Below are 17,632 nucleotides of genomic sequence, written 5' to 3'. Positions count from 1 at the left end.
CGCACGGCGCCCAACCGAGGCGCAATCGGGCACGTCAGGCAGGTCGACTACCCTGATACGTCGAGTGTCCACCGTGTCCGTGCGGCTGGATTGACCGCCGACCTGACCGAGGAGACCGCCGAGGATGGCCAACTCAGCCGATGACGCCCCCGCGACGCCGCCCACGTTCCCCGAACCATCGGAACTCGACGCCGCCGCCGCGGCTGCCATCGCGGCCTTCGACGCAGCCCCCGACCTCGACGCGCTCGCCGTCGCCAAGACCGCCCACCTCGGTGACCGCTCAGCGGTCGCGCTGGCACGCCGCGCGCTCGGGAGCCTGCCGAAGGATCAGCGTTCGGCCGCGGGCAAGCTCGTCAACGAGGTCCGGGGTCGGGTCAGCGCCGCCCTCGAACTACGCACCACGACATTGCACGCCGAGCGGGATGCGGCCGTGCTGGTCGCCGAGGCCGTCGACGTCACCCTGCCGAGCGGTCGTCGTCGCATCGGCGCCCGGCATCCCATCACGGTGATCGCCGAGCAGGTCGCCGACGTCTTCGTCGGCATGGGCTGGGAGATCGCCGAGGGTCCCGAGGTCGAGACCGAGCACCACAACTTCGACGCGCTCAACTTCCTGCCCGACCACCCGGCGCGCTCCATGCAGGACACCTTCTATATCGCACCCGAGGGCTCGCGGCAGGTGCTGCGCACCCACACCTCGCCGGTCCAGGTGCGCTCGATGCTGTCGCGCGATCTGCCGATCTACGTCGCCTGCCCGGGCCGCACCTTCCGCACCGACGAACTCGACGCCACCCACACCCCGGTGTTCCACCAGATCGAGGGTATTGCCGTCGACAAGGGCCTGACCCTGGCCAATCTGCGCGGCACGCTGGAGGTGTTCGCCCGCGCGCTCTTCGGTCCCGAGACCACCACCCGCATGCGCGCGAGCTACTTCCCCTTCACCGAACCGTCCGCCGAGGTCGACGTCTGGTTCCCCGGCAAGAAGGGCGGACCCGGCTGGGTGGAATGGGGCGGCTGCGGCATGGTGAACCCGAATGTGTTGCGCGCCAGCGGAATCGACCCCGACGAGTACTCGGGCTTCGCGTTCGGCATGGGTCTCGAGCGCACCCTCATGTTCCGTAACGACATCTCCGACATGCGCGACATGGTCGAGGGCGACATCCGATTCACGCTGCCCTTCGGCCCGGCGGTCTGACCGCAGGAACCACTCCCAAGCCCCGCGAACCCGATCCGATGAAAGTAGTTGGTTGACGTGCGTGCCCCACAGTCCTGGTACACCGAGGTGCTCCGCGGTGGAGATCCGCAGTGGTCGGCGACCACTGAGGAGATCGACGCGGGATTCGTCCGGGTCGGCTTCGAGATCGAGGACATCGAACCGTTCCCCACGATCACCGGGCCGCTCGTCATCGGGCGGGTCGCCACCATCGAGGAACTCACCGAGTTCAAGAAGCCGATCCGGTTCTGCACGGTCGACGTCGGTGAGGCGGAACCGCGCGGGATCGTGTGCGGCGCACGGAACTTCGCTGAGGGCGACCTCATCGTCGCCGCGCTGCCCGGGGTCGTGCTGCCCGGCCCGTTCGAGATCGCGTCTCGCAAGACCTACGGCCGCGTCTCCGACGGCATGATCTGCTCGGTGTCCGAACTCGGCATCGGCCACGACCACAGCGGCATCCTCGTGCTCGCGCCCGGGACCGCCGAACCCGGTGCCGACGCCCGCGACGCCCTGGGCCTCGACGACGCCGCCATCGACGTCAACGTCACCCCCGACCGCGGATACGCCTTCTCCGTGCGCGGTCTCGGGCGGGAGCTGGCCGGCAGCTTCGGGGTACCGTTCGTCGACCCGGGCCTGGCGACCGCCGTGCCCACCGAGCCCGCCGAGGCGGCAACAGGCGATCCGTGGCCGGTCGCGATCGACGACGACTCGCAGGCCACCCGGTACACCGCCCGCGTGATCACCGGGGTGGATGCCGCCGCGGTGTCACCCTGGTGGATGCAGAAGCGCCTCATGGTGGCCGGTATCCGTCCGATCTCGGCGATCGTCGACATCACCAACTACGTCATGATCGAACTCGGCCAACCGCTGCACGCCTTCGACGCCGACAAACTGTCGGGCACCGTCGTCGTGCGCTCGGCGAAATCGGGGGAGAAGCTCACCACCCTCGACGGCGCCGACCGAATCCTCGACCCCGAGGACGTCGTGATCGCCGACGACAGCGGCCCGATCGCACTCGCCGGTGTCATGGGCGGCGGCGCGACCGAGGTCGGTGACGACACCACCACGGTCTTGCTCGAGTCCGCGACGTTCAACCAGGTCCGCGTCTTCCGCACCGGGAAACGCCACCGGTTGACGTCGGAGGCGAGCAAGCGATTCGAGCGGATCGTCGACCCCGAGATCACCGCCGTCGCGTCGGATCGCGCGGCGCAGCTGATCGTGGAGATCGCCGGCGGCACCATCGCGTCGCCACTCAGCGAGGCCCGCGTCGTCACTCCGCCGACCCCGGTCATCGAGATCGCCGCCGACGAACCCGACCGCACCGCGGGCATCGGCTATCCCGCCGGCACCACCGCGGCCCGGCTCGCAGAGGTCGGCTGCGCGGTGAGCGGCACCGACCCGCTGGCCGTGACACCGCCGTCGTGGCGACCCGACCTCCAGCAGCGCGCCGATCTCGTCGAAGAGGTCCTGCGCCTCGAAGGTCTCGAGGGCATCCCCGCCGTCGTGCCCAGCGCGCCCGCGGGCACCGGACTGACCGCCGCCCAGCGTCGTCGCCGCAGCATCGGCCGGACGCTGGCGCTCGACGGATTCGTCGAGGTACTGCCGTACCCGTTCATGCCGGCCGGGGTCTTCGACCAGTGGGACCTGCCGTCCGACGACCCACGGCGCCGCACGGTGAAGGTCCTCAACCCGCTCGACGCCGACCGCCCCGAACTCAACACCACGTTGCTGCCCGGGCTCTTCGAGATGGCGTCACGCAATATCGCTCGCGGACAACGGGATCTGTCGCTGTACACCATCGGACAGGTGGAGTTCGCGGGCGACAACGTCACCGCGATGGGCGCCCTCGACGTCACCCGGCGGCCCACCGCCGAGGAGATCGCCGCGCTCGACGCGTCGCTGCCGCGGCAACCGCTGCATGTCGCGGTGGTGCTCACCGGTCTCTACGACCCGGCCGGCCCCTGGGGCCCGGGCCGCGCCGCCGACCATCTCGACGCGTTCGAGGCGGCCCGCAGCATCGGTCGTGCGGCCGGTGTGGAGGTCACGCTCAGCGCAGCCGAGCATCGGCCGTGGCATCCGGGTCGCTGCGCCGAGGTCACGGTCGACGGGGTGACCGTCGGCTATGCGGGCGAGTTGCACCCGGCGGTGCTCGAGCGGGCGGGGCTGCCGAAGCGTCTGTGCGCGGTGGAAATCGAGATCGACGCGCTGCCGTTGACCGAGCATCTTCCGGCGCCGCGTGTGTCGGTGTTCCCCGCGGTGCTGCAGGACGTCGCGGTGGTGGTCGCCGAGTCGGTGCCCGCTGCCGACGTCGCCGCGGCGCTGCGTGCGGGAGCCGGAGACCTTCTCGAGTCGATCGAGCTCTTCGACGTGTTCACCGGCGCGCAGGTCGGCGAGGGGAGCAAATCGCTCACGTTCGCCCTGCGGTTCCGGGCCGGTGATCGGACGTTGACCGAGGACGAGGCCAACGAGGCGAAGATGGCTGCGGTGGCGCAGGCCGGCGCGGTCACCGGAGCGCGGCTGCGCTGACGGGCCGGACGGTCACCCGGCCGATGAATCTATTTGCATCGCCATGCATAATGATTGCATGACGATCAGAGTGGCGGTGGCCGGCGCGAGCGGCTACGCGGGTGGAGAGATTCTGCGACTCCTGTGCGGCCACCCACGCCTGCGATCGGGCGAGCTCGAGATCGGCGCGTTGACCGCCGGCGGCAATGCGGGCAGCACACTCGGCTCCCTGCATCCGCACCTGCTGCCGCTGGCGGACCGGGTCCTCGACGACACCACCCCGGAGACCCTTGCCGGCCACGACGTGGTCTTCCTCGGTCTGCCGCACGGCACGTCGGGCGCGATCGCCGACGCCCTGCCGCCGGCCACGCTCATCATCGACTGCGGCGCCGACCACCGGCTGCAGGATGCCCGGGACTGGGTCGACTACTACGGCAGCGAACACGCCGGCACCTGGCCGTACGGCCTGCCCGAACTGCCGGGAAACCGCGACGTCCTGCGTGACGCCAGCCGGATCGCGGTGCCCGGCTGCTATCCGACCGTCTCGATCCTGTCGCTGCGGCCGGCCATGGCCGCCGGACTCATCGAGCCGCACGTGACCGTGGTCGCGGTCAGCGGCACGTCGGGTGCCGGGCGGGCGCCCAAGGTCGACCTGCTGGCATCCGAGGTCATCGGATCGGCCCGCGCGTACGGTGTCGGCGGCGTCCACCGGCACACCCCGGAGATCTCCCAGGCGCTGTCGGCAGCGGCGGGCGCGCCGGTGGCCGTGTCGTTCACCCCAGTGCTGGCGCCGATGTCGCGCGGCATCCTCGCCACCTGTACCGCCCGCACCACCGCGACATCCGCCGAGATCCGTGCCGCCTATGAAAAGGCTTACGGCGATGAGACTTTCGTGCATCTGCTACCCGAGGGAACGTTGCCGACCACCGGCTCGGTGATGGGCAGCAACGCCGTGCAGATCGCCGTCACCGTCGACGAGCGGGCCGGCACCATGGTCGCGGTCGGGGCGATCGACAATCTCACCAAGGGCACCGGCGGAGCCGCCGTGCAATCGATGAACCTGGCCCTCGGCTGGGACGAGGCGGAAGGACTGAGCACCGTGGGGGTGGCACCGTGACGAGGTCACAGGATCCGACGACTTCGCAGGACTCGGCGGGCGACGACCGGATCACCCCGGGCGCCCCGCTCGACGCGCCCCGCCTCCTCCGGGAACAGGGTGTCACCGCACCGCTCGGCTTCCGGGCGGCCGGTATCGCGGCGGGCATCAAGGCCTCCGGCAAGGAGGACCTCGCGCTGGTGTTCAACGAGGGCCCCGACTACTCCGCCGCCGGCGTGTTCACCCGCAATCAGGTCAAGGCGGCCCCGGTGCTGTGGACTCAGCAGGTGCTCACCACCGGGCGGCTGCGCGCGGTGATCCTCAACTCCGGCGGCGCCAATGCATGCACCGGGCCGGGCGGTTTCCAGGACACCCACGCCACCGCGGAGAAGGTCGCCGACGAGCTCAGTAACTGGGGCACCGAGACCGGCGCCGTCGAGGTGGCGGTCTGCTCCACCGGGCTGATCGGTGACCGGCTGCCGATGGATGTCCTGCTCGCCGGTGTGACCGAGATCGTGCACGAGATGGGCGGTGGCCTCTCCGGCGGCACCGACGCTGCGTACGCGATCATGACCACCGACACCGTGCCGAAACAGGCTGCGCTGCACCATCCCCAGGGCTGGAACGTCGGCGGGATGGCCAAGGGCGCCGGCATGCTGGCGCCGTCGCTGGCCACCATGCTCGTCGTGCTCACCACCGACGCGCGGGCGAGCGCCGAGCAACTAGACGCGGCGCTGCGAAAGGCCACCGCCACCACGTTCGACCGGCTCGACGTCGACGGATCGAGTTCCACCAACGACACCGTGCTCCTGCTGAGTTCGGGTGCGAGCCAGATCCCGGTCGAACAGGCCGACCTCGACGCCGCCGTCTTCGCGGTGTGCGACGACCTCGCCGCGCAGCTCATGGCCGACGCCGAAGGTGTGACCAAGCGCGTGGTGATCACCGTCTCCGGCGCCCGCACCGAGGACGACGCGGTGACCGTGGCGCGGGTGGTGGCGCGTGACTCGCTGGTCAAGACCGCACTGTTCGGTTCCGATCCCAACTGGGGACGCGTGCTCGCCGCCGTCGGGATCGCCCCGGTGACCGTCGACCCCGATCGGATCTCCGTCTCGTTCAACGGAAGCCCGGTCTGCGTCGACGGATGCGGAGCACCCGGTGCCCGCGACGTGGACCTGTCCGGGGCCGACATCGCCGTCGACATCGACCTCGGCCTGGGTGACGCGTCGGCGAGCATCCGCACCACGGATCTCTCGCACGCGTATGTCGAAGAGAACTCGGCGTACTCGTCATGATTTCGACAAGCTCAATCAGCGGGGAAGACAACTCAATCAGCGGGGGAGACGAAGCGCTTGGCGCACTGGAGAAGGCAGCCGTCCTCGCGGAATCCCTGCCCGCGCTGCAGGCGCTGCACGGTGCGACGATCGTCGTCAAGTACGGCGGCAACGCGATGGTCGACGACGACCTCAAACGCGCATTCGCCGCGGACATGGTGTTCCTGCGAGCGTGCGGCATCCGCCCGGTCGTCGTGCACGGCGGCGGCCCGCAGATCTCGGCGATGCTGAAAAAGCTTGGCCTGCAGGGGGAGTTCCGCGGCGGTTTCCGCGTCACCACCCCCGAGGTGATGGACGTCGCGCGCATGGTGCTCTTCGGTCAGGTCGGCCGCGAACTCGTCGGACTGATCAATGTCCACGGACCGTATGCGGTCGGCATCACCGGCGAGGACGCCCATCTGTTCACCGCGACGCGGCGCACCGTGCTCGTCGACGGCGTCGCCACCGACATCGGCCTCGTCGGCGACATCACGTCGGTCAACACGTCCGCGGTCCTCGACCTCGTCGGTGCCGGCCGCATCCCCGTCGTCTCCACGATCGCACCCGATCGAGATGGCGTGGTGCACAACATCAATGCCGACACCGCCGCCGGGGCGCTGGCCGAAGCGCTCGGCGCCACCCGACTCGTCATGCTCACCGACGTCGAAGGTCTCTACACCGACTGGCCCGACAAGACCTCACTGGTGCCGCGGATCGGCACCACCGAGTTGACCGACCTGCTCGGTTCACTCGACGCCGGCATGGTCCCCAAGATGGAGGCCTGCCTGCGCGCGGTCACCGGCGGCGTCGCACAGGCCGACGTGATCGACGGCCGCATCCCGCACTCCGTGCTCGCCCAACTCTTGACCAGCGCCTCGACCGGTACCACCGTCGTCCACGACTGAAGAAAGTGTCACAGCATGACTCAGCCATTACAGCAACGGTGGTCGGCCGCCATGATGAACAACTACGGCACGCCGGCCCTCGCTCTCGTCGAGGGCAACGGTGCGATGGTCACCGACGCCGACGGCAAGCAGTACCTCGACCTGCTCGGCGGCATCGCCGTCAACGCGCTCGGCCACGCGCATCCGGCGATCGTCGAGGCCGTGTCCACCCAACTCCAGACCCTCGGGCACGTCTCCAACCTGTACATCAGCCCACCCGGCGTCGAACTCGCGGAGAATCTCCTCGACAAGTTCGGACATCCGGGCCGGGTGTTCTTCTGCAACTCCGGCGCCGAGGCCAACGAAGCCGCCTTCAAGCTGGCCCGCCGCACCGGCCGGCCCGAGATCATCGCCGCCGAGCGTGCATTCCACGGACGCACCATGGGATCGCTCGCGATGACCGGTCAGCCGGCCAAACGTGAACCGTTCGAACCGATGCCGCCGGGGGTGACCTTCGTGCCCTACGGCGACGCCGAGGCGCTCGAGAAGGCGGTCACCGAGAACACCGCCGCCGTCATCCTCGAACCCATCCTCGGCGAGAGCGGCGTCGTGGTGCCACCCGAGGGATACCTCGCCGCCGCCCGCCGGATCACCGCCGACCGCGGCGCGCTCCTGATCTTCGACGAGGTGCAGACCGGGATCGCCCGCACCGGAACATTTTTCGCGCATCAGCAGGCCGGGGTGGTACCCGACGTGATGACCTTGGCCAAAGGGCTGGCCGGCGGACTGCCGATCGGGGCCTGCATCGCGACCGGCCCGGCCGCCGACCTGTTCCTGCCCGGCCAGCACGGCACCACCTTCGGCGGCAACCCGACCTGCGCCGCGGCGGCACTCGCCGTCCTGCGCGTCATCGACGACGACGGCCTCGTCGATCACGTTGCCGCGCTGGGCAAGTCGATCACCACCGGTATCGAGGACCTGAATCATCCACAGATCTCCCACGTCCGCGGCTCGGGGCTGTTGCTCGGTATCGTGCTCAACAGTCCGATCGCGGCCAAAGCCGAAGCCGCGGCACGTGATTCGGGATTCCTGATCAACGCACCGGCACCGGACGTGGTGCGTCTGGCGCCACCGCTGATCCTCACCGAGGAACAGGCCGGCGGATTCGTCAGCGCACTGCCCGGCATCCTCGACACCGCAATCGCCACCCAGGAGGCCGACGCATGACCCGCCACTTCCTGCGCGACGACGACCTCACGCCCGACGAGCAGGCCGAGGTCCTGGCGCTGGCCGCCGAGGTCAAGTCCGCCCCGTTCATGCATCGGCCGCTCGAGGGGCCCCGCGGCGTCGGGGTCATCTTCGACAAGAACTCCACCCGCACACGGTTTTCCTTCGAGATGGGCATCGCGCAGATGGGCGGGCACGCCGTCGTGGTCGACGGTGTCCACACGCAACTCGGCCGTGACGAGACCATCGAGGACACCGGCCGTGTGCTCTCGCGCTTCGTCGACGCCGTCGTGTGGCGCACCTACGGGCAGGAGCGGCTCGAGGCCATGGCGTCGACCGCGACGATCCCTATCGTCAATGCACTGTCCGATTCCTTCCATCCCTGCCAGGTGCTCGCCGATCTGCAGACGATCATCGAACGCAAGGGACGCACCACGGGGTTGTCCCTGACCTACCTCGGTGACGGGGCGAACAACATGGCGCACTCCCTGGCGCTCGGTGGTGTCACCGCCGGCATGCACGTCACCATCAGTGCGCCAAGCGGTTTCGAACCCGAACCGGCAGTCGTGGCGGCAGCCGAGAAACGCGCGGAACTCACCGCCGGCTCGCTGCGCATCGTGTCGGACCCGGTCGCGGCGGCGACGAACGCCGACGTCCTGGTCACCGACACGTGGGTGTCGATGGGGCAGGAGAGCGACGGCAAGGATCGCCACGCCCCGTTCCGGCCCTACCAGATCAATGACGCACTCCTTGCCCTGGCCGATCCGGAAGCAATTGTGCTGCACTGCCTTCCGGCACATCGCAACGAGGAGATCACCGATTCGGTCATCGACGGTCCGGCCAGCGTGGTCATCCAGGAGGCCGAGAACCGACTCCATGCGCAGAAGGCCCTGCTCGTCTGGCTCCTGAGGCAGCCATGACCACCTCGCCCGAACACCCGGAAACCCGGCTGGCCGCCACCAAGGCCGGCCGCCACGCCCGCATCATCGAACTGCTCTCGGCCCATCAGGTGCGCAGTCAATCGGAGTTGCAGCACCTGCTGGCCGCCCAGGGGATCGACGCGACCCAGGCCACGCTGTCGAGGGACCTCGACGAACTCGGGGCGGTCAAGCTGCGGGCGGCCGACGGCGGTGCCGGCGTCTACGTCGTGCCGGAAGACGGGTCCCCGGTGCGCGGCGTGTTCGGCGGCACCGACCGCCTCGCCCGGTTGCTGTCGGAGCTGCTGGTCTCCTCGGACAGCAGCGGCAACCTGGCGGTGCTGCGCACCCCACCCGGCGCGGCGCACTACCTCGCCAGCGCGATCGATCGGGCCAACCTGCCGGATGTGGTCGGCACCATCGCCGGCGACGACACCATCTTCGTCGTCGCACGCGAGCCCGCCGACGGCGCCGAGCTCTCCCGACGAATCGAGGGCCTCGTGTAAACGCGGCCCCAAACCCCACTCAACACGACACAATCGTCACAAGTCCGGCCTGCGCGGCCGGCAACACACAGGAGAAGAACAGACATGGCGGAACGCGTCGTACTCGCGTACTCGGGCGGACTCGACACCTCGGTCGCGATCAGCTGGATAGGCAAGGAGACCGGCAAGGAGGTCGTCGCCGTGGCGCTCGACCTCGGCCAGGGCGGCGAGGACATGGATGTGGTGCGCCAGCGCGCCCTCGAGTGCGGCGCCGTGGAGTCCGTCGTCGTCGACGCCCGCGACGAGTTCGCCGACGAGTACTGCCTCCCGGCCATCACCTCGAACGCGCTCTACATGGACCGCTACCCGCTGGTGTCGGCGCTGTCGCGACCGCTGATCGCCAAGCACCTGGTGACCGCGGCCCGCGACCACGGCGGTACCGTCGTCGCCCACGGCTGCACCGGCAAGGGTAACGACCAGGTGCGCTTCGAGGTCGGATTCGCCTCTCTCGCACCCGATCTCGAGGTGATCGCGCCGGTCCGCGACTACGCCTGGACCCGGGAGAAGGCCATCGCGTTCGCCGAGGAGAACGACATCCCGATCAACGTGACCAAGAAGTCGCCGTTCTCCATCGACCAGAACGTGTGGGGCCGCGCGGTGGAGACCGGCTTCCTCGAGGATCTGTGGAACGCGCCGACCAAGGACGTCTACTCCTACACCGAGGACCCGACGATCAACTGGAACTCGCCCGACGAGGTGATCATCTCCTTCGACAAGGGCCGCCCGATCGCCATCGACGGACGCCCGGTCAGCGTGCTCGAAGCGATCCAGGAACTCAACCGCCGCGCGGGCGCACAGGGCGTCGGCCGGCTCGACGTGGTCGAGGACCGGCTCGTGGGTATCAAGAGCCGCGAGGTGTACGAGGCCCCGGGCGCCATGGTGCTGATCGCCGCGCACGAAGAACTCGAGCACGTGACCCTCGAGCGCGAACTGGGCCGCTTCAAACGGCACACCGACCAGACGTGGGCCGAGCAGGTCTACGACGGCCTCTGGTTCTCCCCGCTCAAGCGGTCCCTCGACGCCTTCGTCGCCTCCACCCAGGAGCACGTCAGCGGCGACATCCGGCTCGTGCTGCACGGCGGCCACATCTCCGTCAACGGCCGGCGCAGTGCCGAATCGCTCTACGACTTCAATCTCGCCACCTACGACGAGGGAGACAGCTTCGACCAGTCGATGGCCCGTGGATTCGTCGAACTGCACGGCCTGTCGTCCAAGATCGCGGCGAAGCGAGATCTCGACCTGTGACCTCACAAGGCACCAACGAAGGCTCCCTGTGGGGCGGCCGGTTCGCCAGCGGCCCGGCCGCCGCCATGGCGGCGCTGAGCAAGTCCACCCACTTCGACTGGGTACTCGCGCCCTACGACATCGAGGCGTCGATGGCGCACGCGCGGGTCCTCAACCGCGCCGGCCTGCTCACCGACGACGACCTCACCGCGATGCTCGACGGACTGGCCCGCCTGGCCGCCGACGTCGCCGACGGGTCGTTCGGCCCGGCCGAGACCGACGAGGACGTGCACGGGGCACTCGAACGCGGCCTGATCGAGCGTGTCGGCCCCGAGCTCGGCGGCCGGCTGCGTGCCGGGCGCTCGCGCAACGACCAGGTCGCGACCTTGTTCCGGATGTGGTTGCGCGCCGCCATGCGACGGGTGGCGGCCGGGGTGCTCGACGTCGTCGACGCCCTGATCGCCCAGGCGCAGGCCCACCCCGACGCGGTGATGCCGGGCAAGACCCATCTGCAGGCGGCCCAGCCCGTCCTGCTGGCCCACCACCTGCTCGCCCATGCGCAGCCGCTGATCCGCGACATCGATCGGCTCGCTGACGCGGATCGCCGAACCGCGGTGTCGCCGTACGGTTCCGGCGCGCTGGCCGGGTCCTCGCTCGGCCTCGATCCGGCCGCGATCGCCGCCGACCTCGGTTTCGATCGGCCCGCCGAGAACTCGATCGATGCGACCTCCGCGCGCGACTTCGCCGCCGAGGGTGCCTTCGTGCTGGCGATGATCGGCGTCGATCTGTCACGCCTGTCCGAGGAGATCATCCTCTGGAGCACCCCGGAGTTCGGGTACGTCACACTGGCCGACGCGTGGTCGACGGGCAGCTCGATCATGCCGCAGAAGAAGAACCCCGACGTGGCCGAATTGGCGCGAGGCAAATCCGGGCGGCTCATCGGCAACCTCACCGGACTGCTGGCCACCCTCAAGGCGCAACCGCTGGCCTACAACCGTGACCTGCAGGAGGACAAGGAACCCGTCTTCGACTCGGTGGCGCAACTCGAGATGCTGCTGCCGGCGGTGACCGGACTCGTCGGCACCCTCGAGTTCCACGAGGACCGGATGGCCGAACTCGCCCCGGCCGGCTTCACCCTCGCCACCGACATCGCCGAATGGCTTGTCCGGCAGGGGGTTCCGTTCCGTGTCGCGCACGAGGTGGCCGGCGCGAGCGTGCGTGCGGCCGAGGAGCGGGGGATCGGTCTGGCCGACCTCGACGACGAGACCCTGGCCCGGATCAACCCGAACCTCACCCCCGAGGTGCGGGAGGTGCTCAGCGTGCGCGGATCGATCGAGTCGCGCAACGCCCATGGTGGTACCGCCTCGGTCCAGGTCGAGCGTCAGCTGGAGGTACTCCGCGAGGAGGTCACGCAGCGCCGGGCACACTGGTCATGAACATGTGACCCACTCCACCGCTCCGGCGGGCGTGGAATCGGTACAGTGTCTCCATCGCGGGGGGGCGAAGTGCCAATCGGATCGAGCGGAGGGTTCAGCACGTCATGGTCGGTCTCCCAGGCCTGCCCGATATCGGCGGAGCGGTCGAGCGAGTAGTCGCGACCGCGCAGAACGGGCTCGAGGTCCTGCGGTTCGGCGGCTTCGACACCGGTACCAAACCCGCGGCGTTCACCATCGTCGAGAACGAGAAGATGTTCCGTTTGCGGCGGTATTTCCCGGACAGCCCCGTCGACGGCCCACAAATCGTCCTCGTCCCGCCGATGATGGTGTCGGCGAACGTCTACGACGTGACCGAACACAACGGCGCCGTGTCGGCGCTGCACCGGCACGGCATCACGCCCTGGGTCATCGACTTCGGATCCCCGGATACCGAAGAGGGCGGCATGGAACGGGATCTGGCCGATCACGTCGTCGCCATCAGCCGGGCGATCGACCTGATCATCGAGCAGACCGGCAGGGACGTCCACCTCGGCGGCTACTCCCAAGGCGGCATGTTCGCCTACCAGACCGCGGCCTACCGGCACTCGAAGGGCATCGCCAGCCTGGTCACCTTCGGCAGCCCCGTCGACGTTCTCGCCGCGCTGCCCCTCGGTCTCCCCGCAGGCCTGGTGGTGCCGAGCGCCGAACTGCTCGCCGACAAGGTGTTCAACCGTCTCTGGGTGCCCGGGTGGATGGCGCGGGCGGGTTTCCAACTCGTCGACCCGGTCAAGACCGCCCGCAGCCGTATCGACTTCCTGCGCAAACTGCACGACCGCGACGCCCTGCTCCCGCGGGAGGACCAGCGCCGGTTCATCGAGGCGGAAGGCTGGGTCGCGTGGTCCGGGCCAGCCGTCGCCGAACTGCTGCGCCAGTTCGTCGTACACAACCGCATGATGTCGGGCGGCTTCGTGATCAACGGCGACCTCGTCTCGCTCGCCGAGATCACTTGTCCCGTACTGGCTTTCATCGGTGAGGCCGACGACATCGGACAGCCTGTGGCGGTGCGCGGCATCATGCGCGCCGCGCCTTCGGCCGACACCTACGAATCCCGCGTGCCGGTGGGTCACTTCGGGCTCGTCGTCGGGAGCACGTCGGGTGCGCAGACCTGGCCCACCACCGCCGAATGGGTGCTGTGGCAGGAAGGACGTGGCGATCGTCCCGCCGGCATCGAGAAGATGCAGGAGGCGCACGCCCCGAACGGCACCGGGGTGAGTCTGTCCTCGCGCATCACCCATGGCCTCGGCTCGGTCGCCGACGCCGGAGCCGGGGTCTCGCGCGAGATCCTCGGCGCCGCGAACTCCCTGCAACTCACGTCGCGGGCGGTCGCCCAGGAATCGTTCCGGACGGTCCCGCGGCTGTTCCGGCTCGGCCAGATGCAGTCCGGTACACGCGTGTCGCTGGGCAAGCTGATGTCGGAGAACAGCAAACGCGCGCCGAACAGCGAATTGTTCCTGTTCGAGAACCGCGTCCTGACGCACGCACAGGTGAACACGCGTATCGACAACGTCGTCGCCGGACTCATCGAGTGCGGAATCCGCCCCGGCGTACACGTCGGTGTCATCATGGACACGCGCCCCAGCGCGCTGGTGGCCGTTGCTGCGTTGTCGCGGCTCGGCGCAGTCGGCGTACTGATGGGTCCCGACGGCGACATCGCCGAGATGCTGCGGCTGTCCGACGCGTCGGTGGTGATCGCCGATCCCACGCATCTCGATGTCGCGGCCAAACACTCCGACCGGGTGCTGGTGCTCGGCGGTGGTAGCGGGCAGTCCCGGGCCATCGACTCGGCCGACGGCGCCTCCGTCGTCGACATGGAACAGATCGACCCCGACGCGGTTGAGTTCCCGTCGTGGTATCGCCGCGATCCAGGACTGGCGGGTGACCTCGCGTTCATCCTGTTCACGGTCTCCGGCACCAACCTGGCGCCGTGGCCGATCACCAATCACCGATTCGCGATGTCGGCGTTCGGTGCCGCATCGGCCGCCGGCCTCACCAGCCGCGACACCGTTTACTGCCTGCCCCCGCTGCATCACGCATCGGGCCTGCTCACGACCTTGGGTGCCACCGTTGTCGGCCGTTCCCGGATCGCCTTGTCCGATCGGATCGACGCGGCCACCTTCGCCACCGAGGTGCACCGGTACGGCGTCACCGTCGTCTCCTACACCTGGACGATGATGCGCGAGGTGGTCCGTGACGAGGCCTTCAGCATCAGTCAGTACAACCCGATCCGGTTGTTCATGGGCTCCGGGATGCCGGCCGGACTCTGGAAAGAGGTCCAGGAGGCCTTCCCGCGAGCGCGGGTGCTCGAGTTCTTCGCGACCGCCGACGGGTCGGCCATTCTCGCCAACGTCGCCGGCGACCGGATCGGTTCGATGGGCCGGTCGCTACCGGAGACAAACGCCGTGGAGGTCGCCGGCTACGACATCGACAACGATCGCCTGATCGTCGACGAGTCGGGATTCGTCCGCAAGGTCGGCGTCGACGAGGTCGGAATCCTGCTGACCAAGGCCCGGCATCGGTCGGAGACGCCGGCCACGGTGCTGCGCGACGTCTTCGCGCCCCACGACCGGTGGGAGGTGACGCGCCACCTGTTCCGACGTGACCATGTGGGTGACCTCTGGTTCTTCGGATCCCTCGACACCGTGGTCCGCAGCGCGGCCGGTCCGGTGTACACAGCTCCGATCGAGTACGCGTTGTCGCAGGTCAAGGGCATCGACCAGGTGGTCGCATACGCCGTCGGCGAGCCCGGCCATCAGGTCGCGGTCGCCGCGGTCACCGTCCGCAGTACCGGCGGCCGCGCCGAATCGCTGACCGTGTCGGCGCTACGCATCGGACTCGGTCTGCTACCGGCCGAGCTTCGGCCGAATCTCGTCTGGGTCGTCGACGAGATCCCGGTCTCCGACTCCTGCCGGCCGCTGGTGGGACCCCTCAAACGGCGCGGTCTGCCGCGGCCCGGGCCCCGGGTGTGGTTCCTCGATGCCGACGGGCGTTACCGACGGTTTACGAGAACAGCTGCGGCAGAAGTGAATTGGGATGTGGGCTCCGAGATTCCGCCCAGGCTGTCGAATGGTTGAGCCGGCCTGAGCGATACCCGGCCTGAGCACTACTGTGGCAACAGACACCGGTGGGGCCACCGGGCCGCAGCGCGACAAGGAGACGACGTGACATCACGGGCCGAAGCCATCGATCCGATCACCCGGGAGCGGCTGGTCTGCCCGCAGGATCACGGACCGTTGCTCGACGCGGGCGACGAGCTCTACAACCCGCGTCTGCGGGTTGCCTACCGCATCGACGAGGACGGCATCCCGGTCATGCTCGCCGACGAGGCCCGATCCGTCGACGACGCCGAGCATGCGAAGCTCACCGGCGGAACCGGGGATGACAAGATCGGATCGTGAGCACCGAGACGTCTGATACCGCGGGCACCGACATCCTCGCCGAACTCGAGTGGCGCGGGCTCATCGCCCAGTCCACCGACCTCGACGAACTCCGCGCCGAGCTCGGTCGCGGGCCGATCACCCTCTACGCCGGCTTCGATCCGACCGCCTCGAGCCTGCATGCCGGACACCTCGTCCCGCTGCTGACCTTGCGCCGGTTCCAGCTGGCCGGGCACCGGCCGGTCGTGCTCGCCGGCGGTGCCACCGGGCTGATCGGGGACCCGCGCGAGGTCGGTGAGCGGACGATGAACTCGGTGGACACCGTCGCCGAGTGGGCCGACGGCATCATCGACCAGCTCCGACGGTTCGTCACCATCGACGACTCGGCCAACGGTGCCGTGATGGTCGACAACATGGAGTGGACGCGTGGCCTCTCGGCCATCGAATTCCTGCGCGACATCGGCAAACACTTCTCGGTGAACGTGATGCTGGCGCGAGAGACCGTTCGACGACGTCTCGAGTCCGACGGCATCAGCTACACCGAGTTCAGCTATCTGCTGCTGCAGTCCAACGACTTCGTGCAGCTCAATCGCCGCTATGGCTGCGTGCTGCAGATCGGTGGCTCGGATCAGTGGGGCAACATCGTCGGCGGCGTCGACCTGGCACGACGCGTGGACGGCACGACACTGCACGCGATGACCGTTCCGCTGGTGACATCGTCGGACGGCAAGAAGTTCGGCAAGTCCACCGGTGGCGGAAGCCTCTGGCTCGATCCCACCCTGACCAGCCCGTACGCCTGGTACCAGTACTTCGTGAACACCGCCGACGCCGACGTCGTGCGCTACCTGCGGTGGTTCACCTTCCTCGGGCGCGACGAGATCGCCGAACTCGAGCGGGCCACCGAGGAGACCCCGCACCTGCGGGTTGCGCAGAAGCGGCTGGCAGCCGAGATGACCACGCTCATCCACGGCGCCGACCACACCGCCGCTGCCGAACTCGCCAGCCAGGCCCTCTTCGGTCGTGCCGAGCTAGCCGGCCTCGACGAGCAGACGCTGGCCGCGGCCGTCGGCGAGACGACGGTGGCGCACTACACGGAGGCGCGACCGACGATGGTGCAGCTCCTTGTCGACACCGGTCTGTCGGAGAGCAACAAGGCCGCACGTCGGGCGATCGGCGACGGCGGCGCGTACGTCAACAACATGAAAATCAGCGATCCGGAATGGCAGCCGGCGGACGCCGACCTGCTGCACGGCCGATGGCTGGTGGTGCGCCGCGGCAAGAAGAGCTTTGCGGGAGCCGAAGTAGCGCTCTGACCAGGCGATTTGACGCGTTGTTCGCGCCTGTGTAACTTAATCGTCGCACCGCAGAGAGCAAGCCCGGGGGCCGACAGGAACCAGGGTGAAGCGAACTGCCTGAGACCTTGAGTCTCGAGCGGGACTGCGGTCACCACATCCGAATCACGAGAAACAACGCGAGTTGCGAACGGGAATCGGGTCTGGTAGCCTGGAAGAGTTGCGCCGGACAAGGTCGCAACAACTTCTACAGAACAGCTTGCTGATGAACGCCTCTTAATTGAGGAGGTATCGGTGGGTGTGTGTTCTTTGAGAACTCGATAGTGTATTGGTGGATTGTTTGGTGCCATATTTATATGGCATTGAGTTTAGAGACGCCGGCCCAAGCGGTTGGTGTCTCGAGTTTTTTGCCAGTTTTTTGGATTGTTTTTTTGTCAGGTTTTGCTTTCCTGATTGTGTTGAAACTTCAAAGTTTCAGTAAGTTTTCATGGAGAGTTTGATCCTGGCTCAGGACGAACGCTGGCGGCGTGCTTAACACATGCAAGTCGAACGGAAAGGCCCCTTCGGGGGTGC

13 protein-coding genes and 1 rRNA gene are annotated in these 17,632 nt (G+C 68.5%); all 14 read left to right on the top strand.

What is annotated here, in order from left to right; all coding sequences use genetic code 11:
- The first annotated feature begins 124 nt into the window (after positions 1 to 124).
- The gene (pheS, locus tag ACWDTI_RS05170) at positions 125 to 1,192 is read left to right on the top strand and encodes a phenylalanine--tRNA ligase subunit alpha (RefSeq protein WP_449736981.1); all 1,068 of its coding nucleotides are present in this window, start codon (positions 125 to 127) and stop codon (positions 1,190 to 1,192) included.
- A gap of 57 nt (positions 1,193 to 1,249) precedes the next feature.
- Positions 1,250 to 3,736 carry a phenylalanine--tRNA ligase subunit beta gene (gene pheT, locus ACWDTI_RS05165; RefSeq protein ID WP_449736980.1) on the top strand — a complete coding sequence of 829 codons (2,487 nt, stop codon included), beginning with the start codon at positions 1,250 to 1,252 and terminating at the stop codon, positions 3,734 to 3,736.
- Positions 3,737 to 3,794: 58 nt separating this feature from the next.
- On the top strand, positions 3,795 to 4,832 hold the full coding sequence (argC, locus tag ACWDTI_RS05160) for an N-acetyl-gamma-glutamyl-phosphate reductase (protein ID WP_449736979.1): 1,038 nt from the start codon (positions 3,795 to 3,797) through the stop codon (positions 4,830 to 4,832).
- Entirely contained in the window at positions 4,829 to 6,103 is a 1,275-nt protein-coding gene (gene argJ, locus ACWDTI_RS05155; protein ID WP_449736978.1) for a bifunctional glutamate N-acetyltransferase/amino-acid acetyltransferase ArgJ, read from the top strand. The genes argC and argJ overlap by 4 nt, the downstream gene beginning before the upstream one ends.
- A complete protein-coding gene (gene argB, locus ACWDTI_RS05150; RefSeq protein ID WP_449736977.1) occupies positions 6,100 to 7,026 on the top strand; it encodes an acetylglutamate kinase in 927 nt (308 codons plus the stop codon). The genes argJ and argB overlap by 4 nt, the downstream gene beginning before the upstream one ends.
- Positions 7,027 to 7,041: 15 nt before the next feature.
- On the top strand, positions 7,042 to 8,232 hold the full coding sequence (locus ACWDTI_RS05145; protein WP_449736976.1) for an acetylornithine transaminase: 1,191 nt from the start codon (positions 7,042 to 7,044) through the stop codon (positions 8,230 to 8,232).
- Entirely contained in the window at positions 8,229 to 9,152 is a 924-nt protein-coding gene (gene argF, locus ACWDTI_RS05140) for an ornithine carbamoyltransferase (RefSeq protein WP_449736975.1), read from the top strand. Before ACWDTI_RS05145 ends, argF begins: the two co-directional genes overlap by 4 nt.
- Positions 9,149 to 9,655 carry an arginine repressor gene (locus ACWDTI_RS05135; RefSeq protein ID WP_449736974.1) on the top strand — a complete coding sequence of 169 codons (507 nt, stop codon included), beginning with the start codon at positions 9,149 to 9,151 and terminating at the stop codon, positions 9,653 to 9,655. The genes argF and ACWDTI_RS05135 overlap by 4 nt, the downstream gene beginning before the upstream one ends.
- A gap of 84 nt (positions 9,656 to 9,739) precedes the next feature.
- Complete coding sequence (locus tag ACWDTI_RS05130; protein ID WP_449736973.1) at positions 9,740 to 10,939, top strand: argininosuccinate synthase; 1,200 nt, start codon at positions 9,740 to 9,742, stop codon at positions 10,937 to 10,939.
- A complete protein-coding gene (gene argH / locus ACWDTI_RS05125; RefSeq protein ID WP_449736972.1) occupies positions 10,936 to 12,354 on the top strand; it encodes an argininosuccinate lyase in 1,419 nt (472 codons plus the stop codon). The genes ACWDTI_RS05130 and argH overlap by 4 nt, the downstream gene beginning before the upstream one ends.
- 104 nt (positions 12,355 to 12,458) lie before the next feature.
- Positions 12,459 to 15,464 carry an AMP-binding protein gene (locus ACWDTI_RS05120; RefSeq protein ID WP_449736971.1) on the top strand — a complete coding sequence of 1,002 codons (3,006 nt, stop codon included), beginning with the start codon at positions 12,459 to 12,461 and terminating at the stop codon, positions 15,462 to 15,464.
- A gap of 87 nt (positions 15,465 to 15,551) precedes the next feature.
- On the top strand, positions 15,552 to 15,788 hold the full coding sequence (locus ACWDTI_RS05115) for a Trm112 family protein (protein ID WP_449736970.1): 237 nt from the start codon (positions 15,552 to 15,554) through the stop codon (positions 15,786 to 15,788).
- Entirely contained in the window at positions 15,785 to 17,080 is a 1,296-nt protein-coding gene (tyrS, locus tag ACWDTI_RS05110) for a tyrosine--tRNA ligase (RefSeq protein WP_449736969.1), read from the top strand. The genes ACWDTI_RS05115 and tyrS overlap by 4 nt, the downstream gene beginning before the upstream one ends.
- Before the next feature lie 463 nt (positions 17,081 to 17,543).
- A 16S ribosomal RNA gene (locus ACWDTI_RS05105) occupies positions 17,544 to 17,632 on the top strand; the annotation flags it as partial.

The sequence above is a fragment of the Gordonia sp. NPDC003424 genome (genome assembly GCF_053588655.1).
Note: the sequence above shows the minus strand (reverse complement) of the source record. Positions and strands in the feature narration are given on the sequence as shown.

What these genes read in the sequence shown, in the direction of transcription:
- pheS (WP_449736981.1), top strand. Translation starts at nt 125, where the DNA reads ATGGCCAACTCAGCCGATGACGCCCCCGCGACGCCGCCCACGTTCCCC.
- argC (WP_449736979.1), top strand. Translation starts at nt 3,795, where the DNA reads ATGACGATCAGAGTGGCGGTGGCCGGCGCGAGCGGCTACGCGGGTGGA.
- argB (WP_449736977.1), top strand. Translation starts at nt 6,100, where the DNA reads ATGATTTCGACAAGCTCAATCAGCGGGGAAGACAACTCAATCAGCGGG.
- ACWDTI_RS05145 (WP_449736976.1), top strand. Translation starts at nt 7,042, where the DNA reads ATGACTCAGCCATTACAGCAACGGTGGTCGGCCGCCATGATGAACAAC.
- argF (WP_449736975.1), top strand. Translation starts at nt 8,229, where the DNA reads ATGACCCGCCACTTCCTGCGCGACGACGACCTCACGCCCGACGAGCAG.
- ACWDTI_RS05135 (WP_449736974.1), top strand. Translation starts at nt 9,149, where the DNA reads ATGACCACCTCGCCCGAACACCCGGAAACCCGGCTGGCCGCCACCAAG.
- ACWDTI_RS05130 (WP_449736973.1), top strand. Translation starts at nt 9,740, where the DNA reads ATGGCGGAACGCGTCGTACTCGCGTACTCGGGCGGACTCGACACCTCG.
- ACWDTI_RS05120 (WP_449736971.1), top strand. Translation starts at nt 12,459, where the DNA reads ATGGTCGGTCTCCCAGGCCTGCCCGATATCGGCGGAGCGGTCGAGCGA.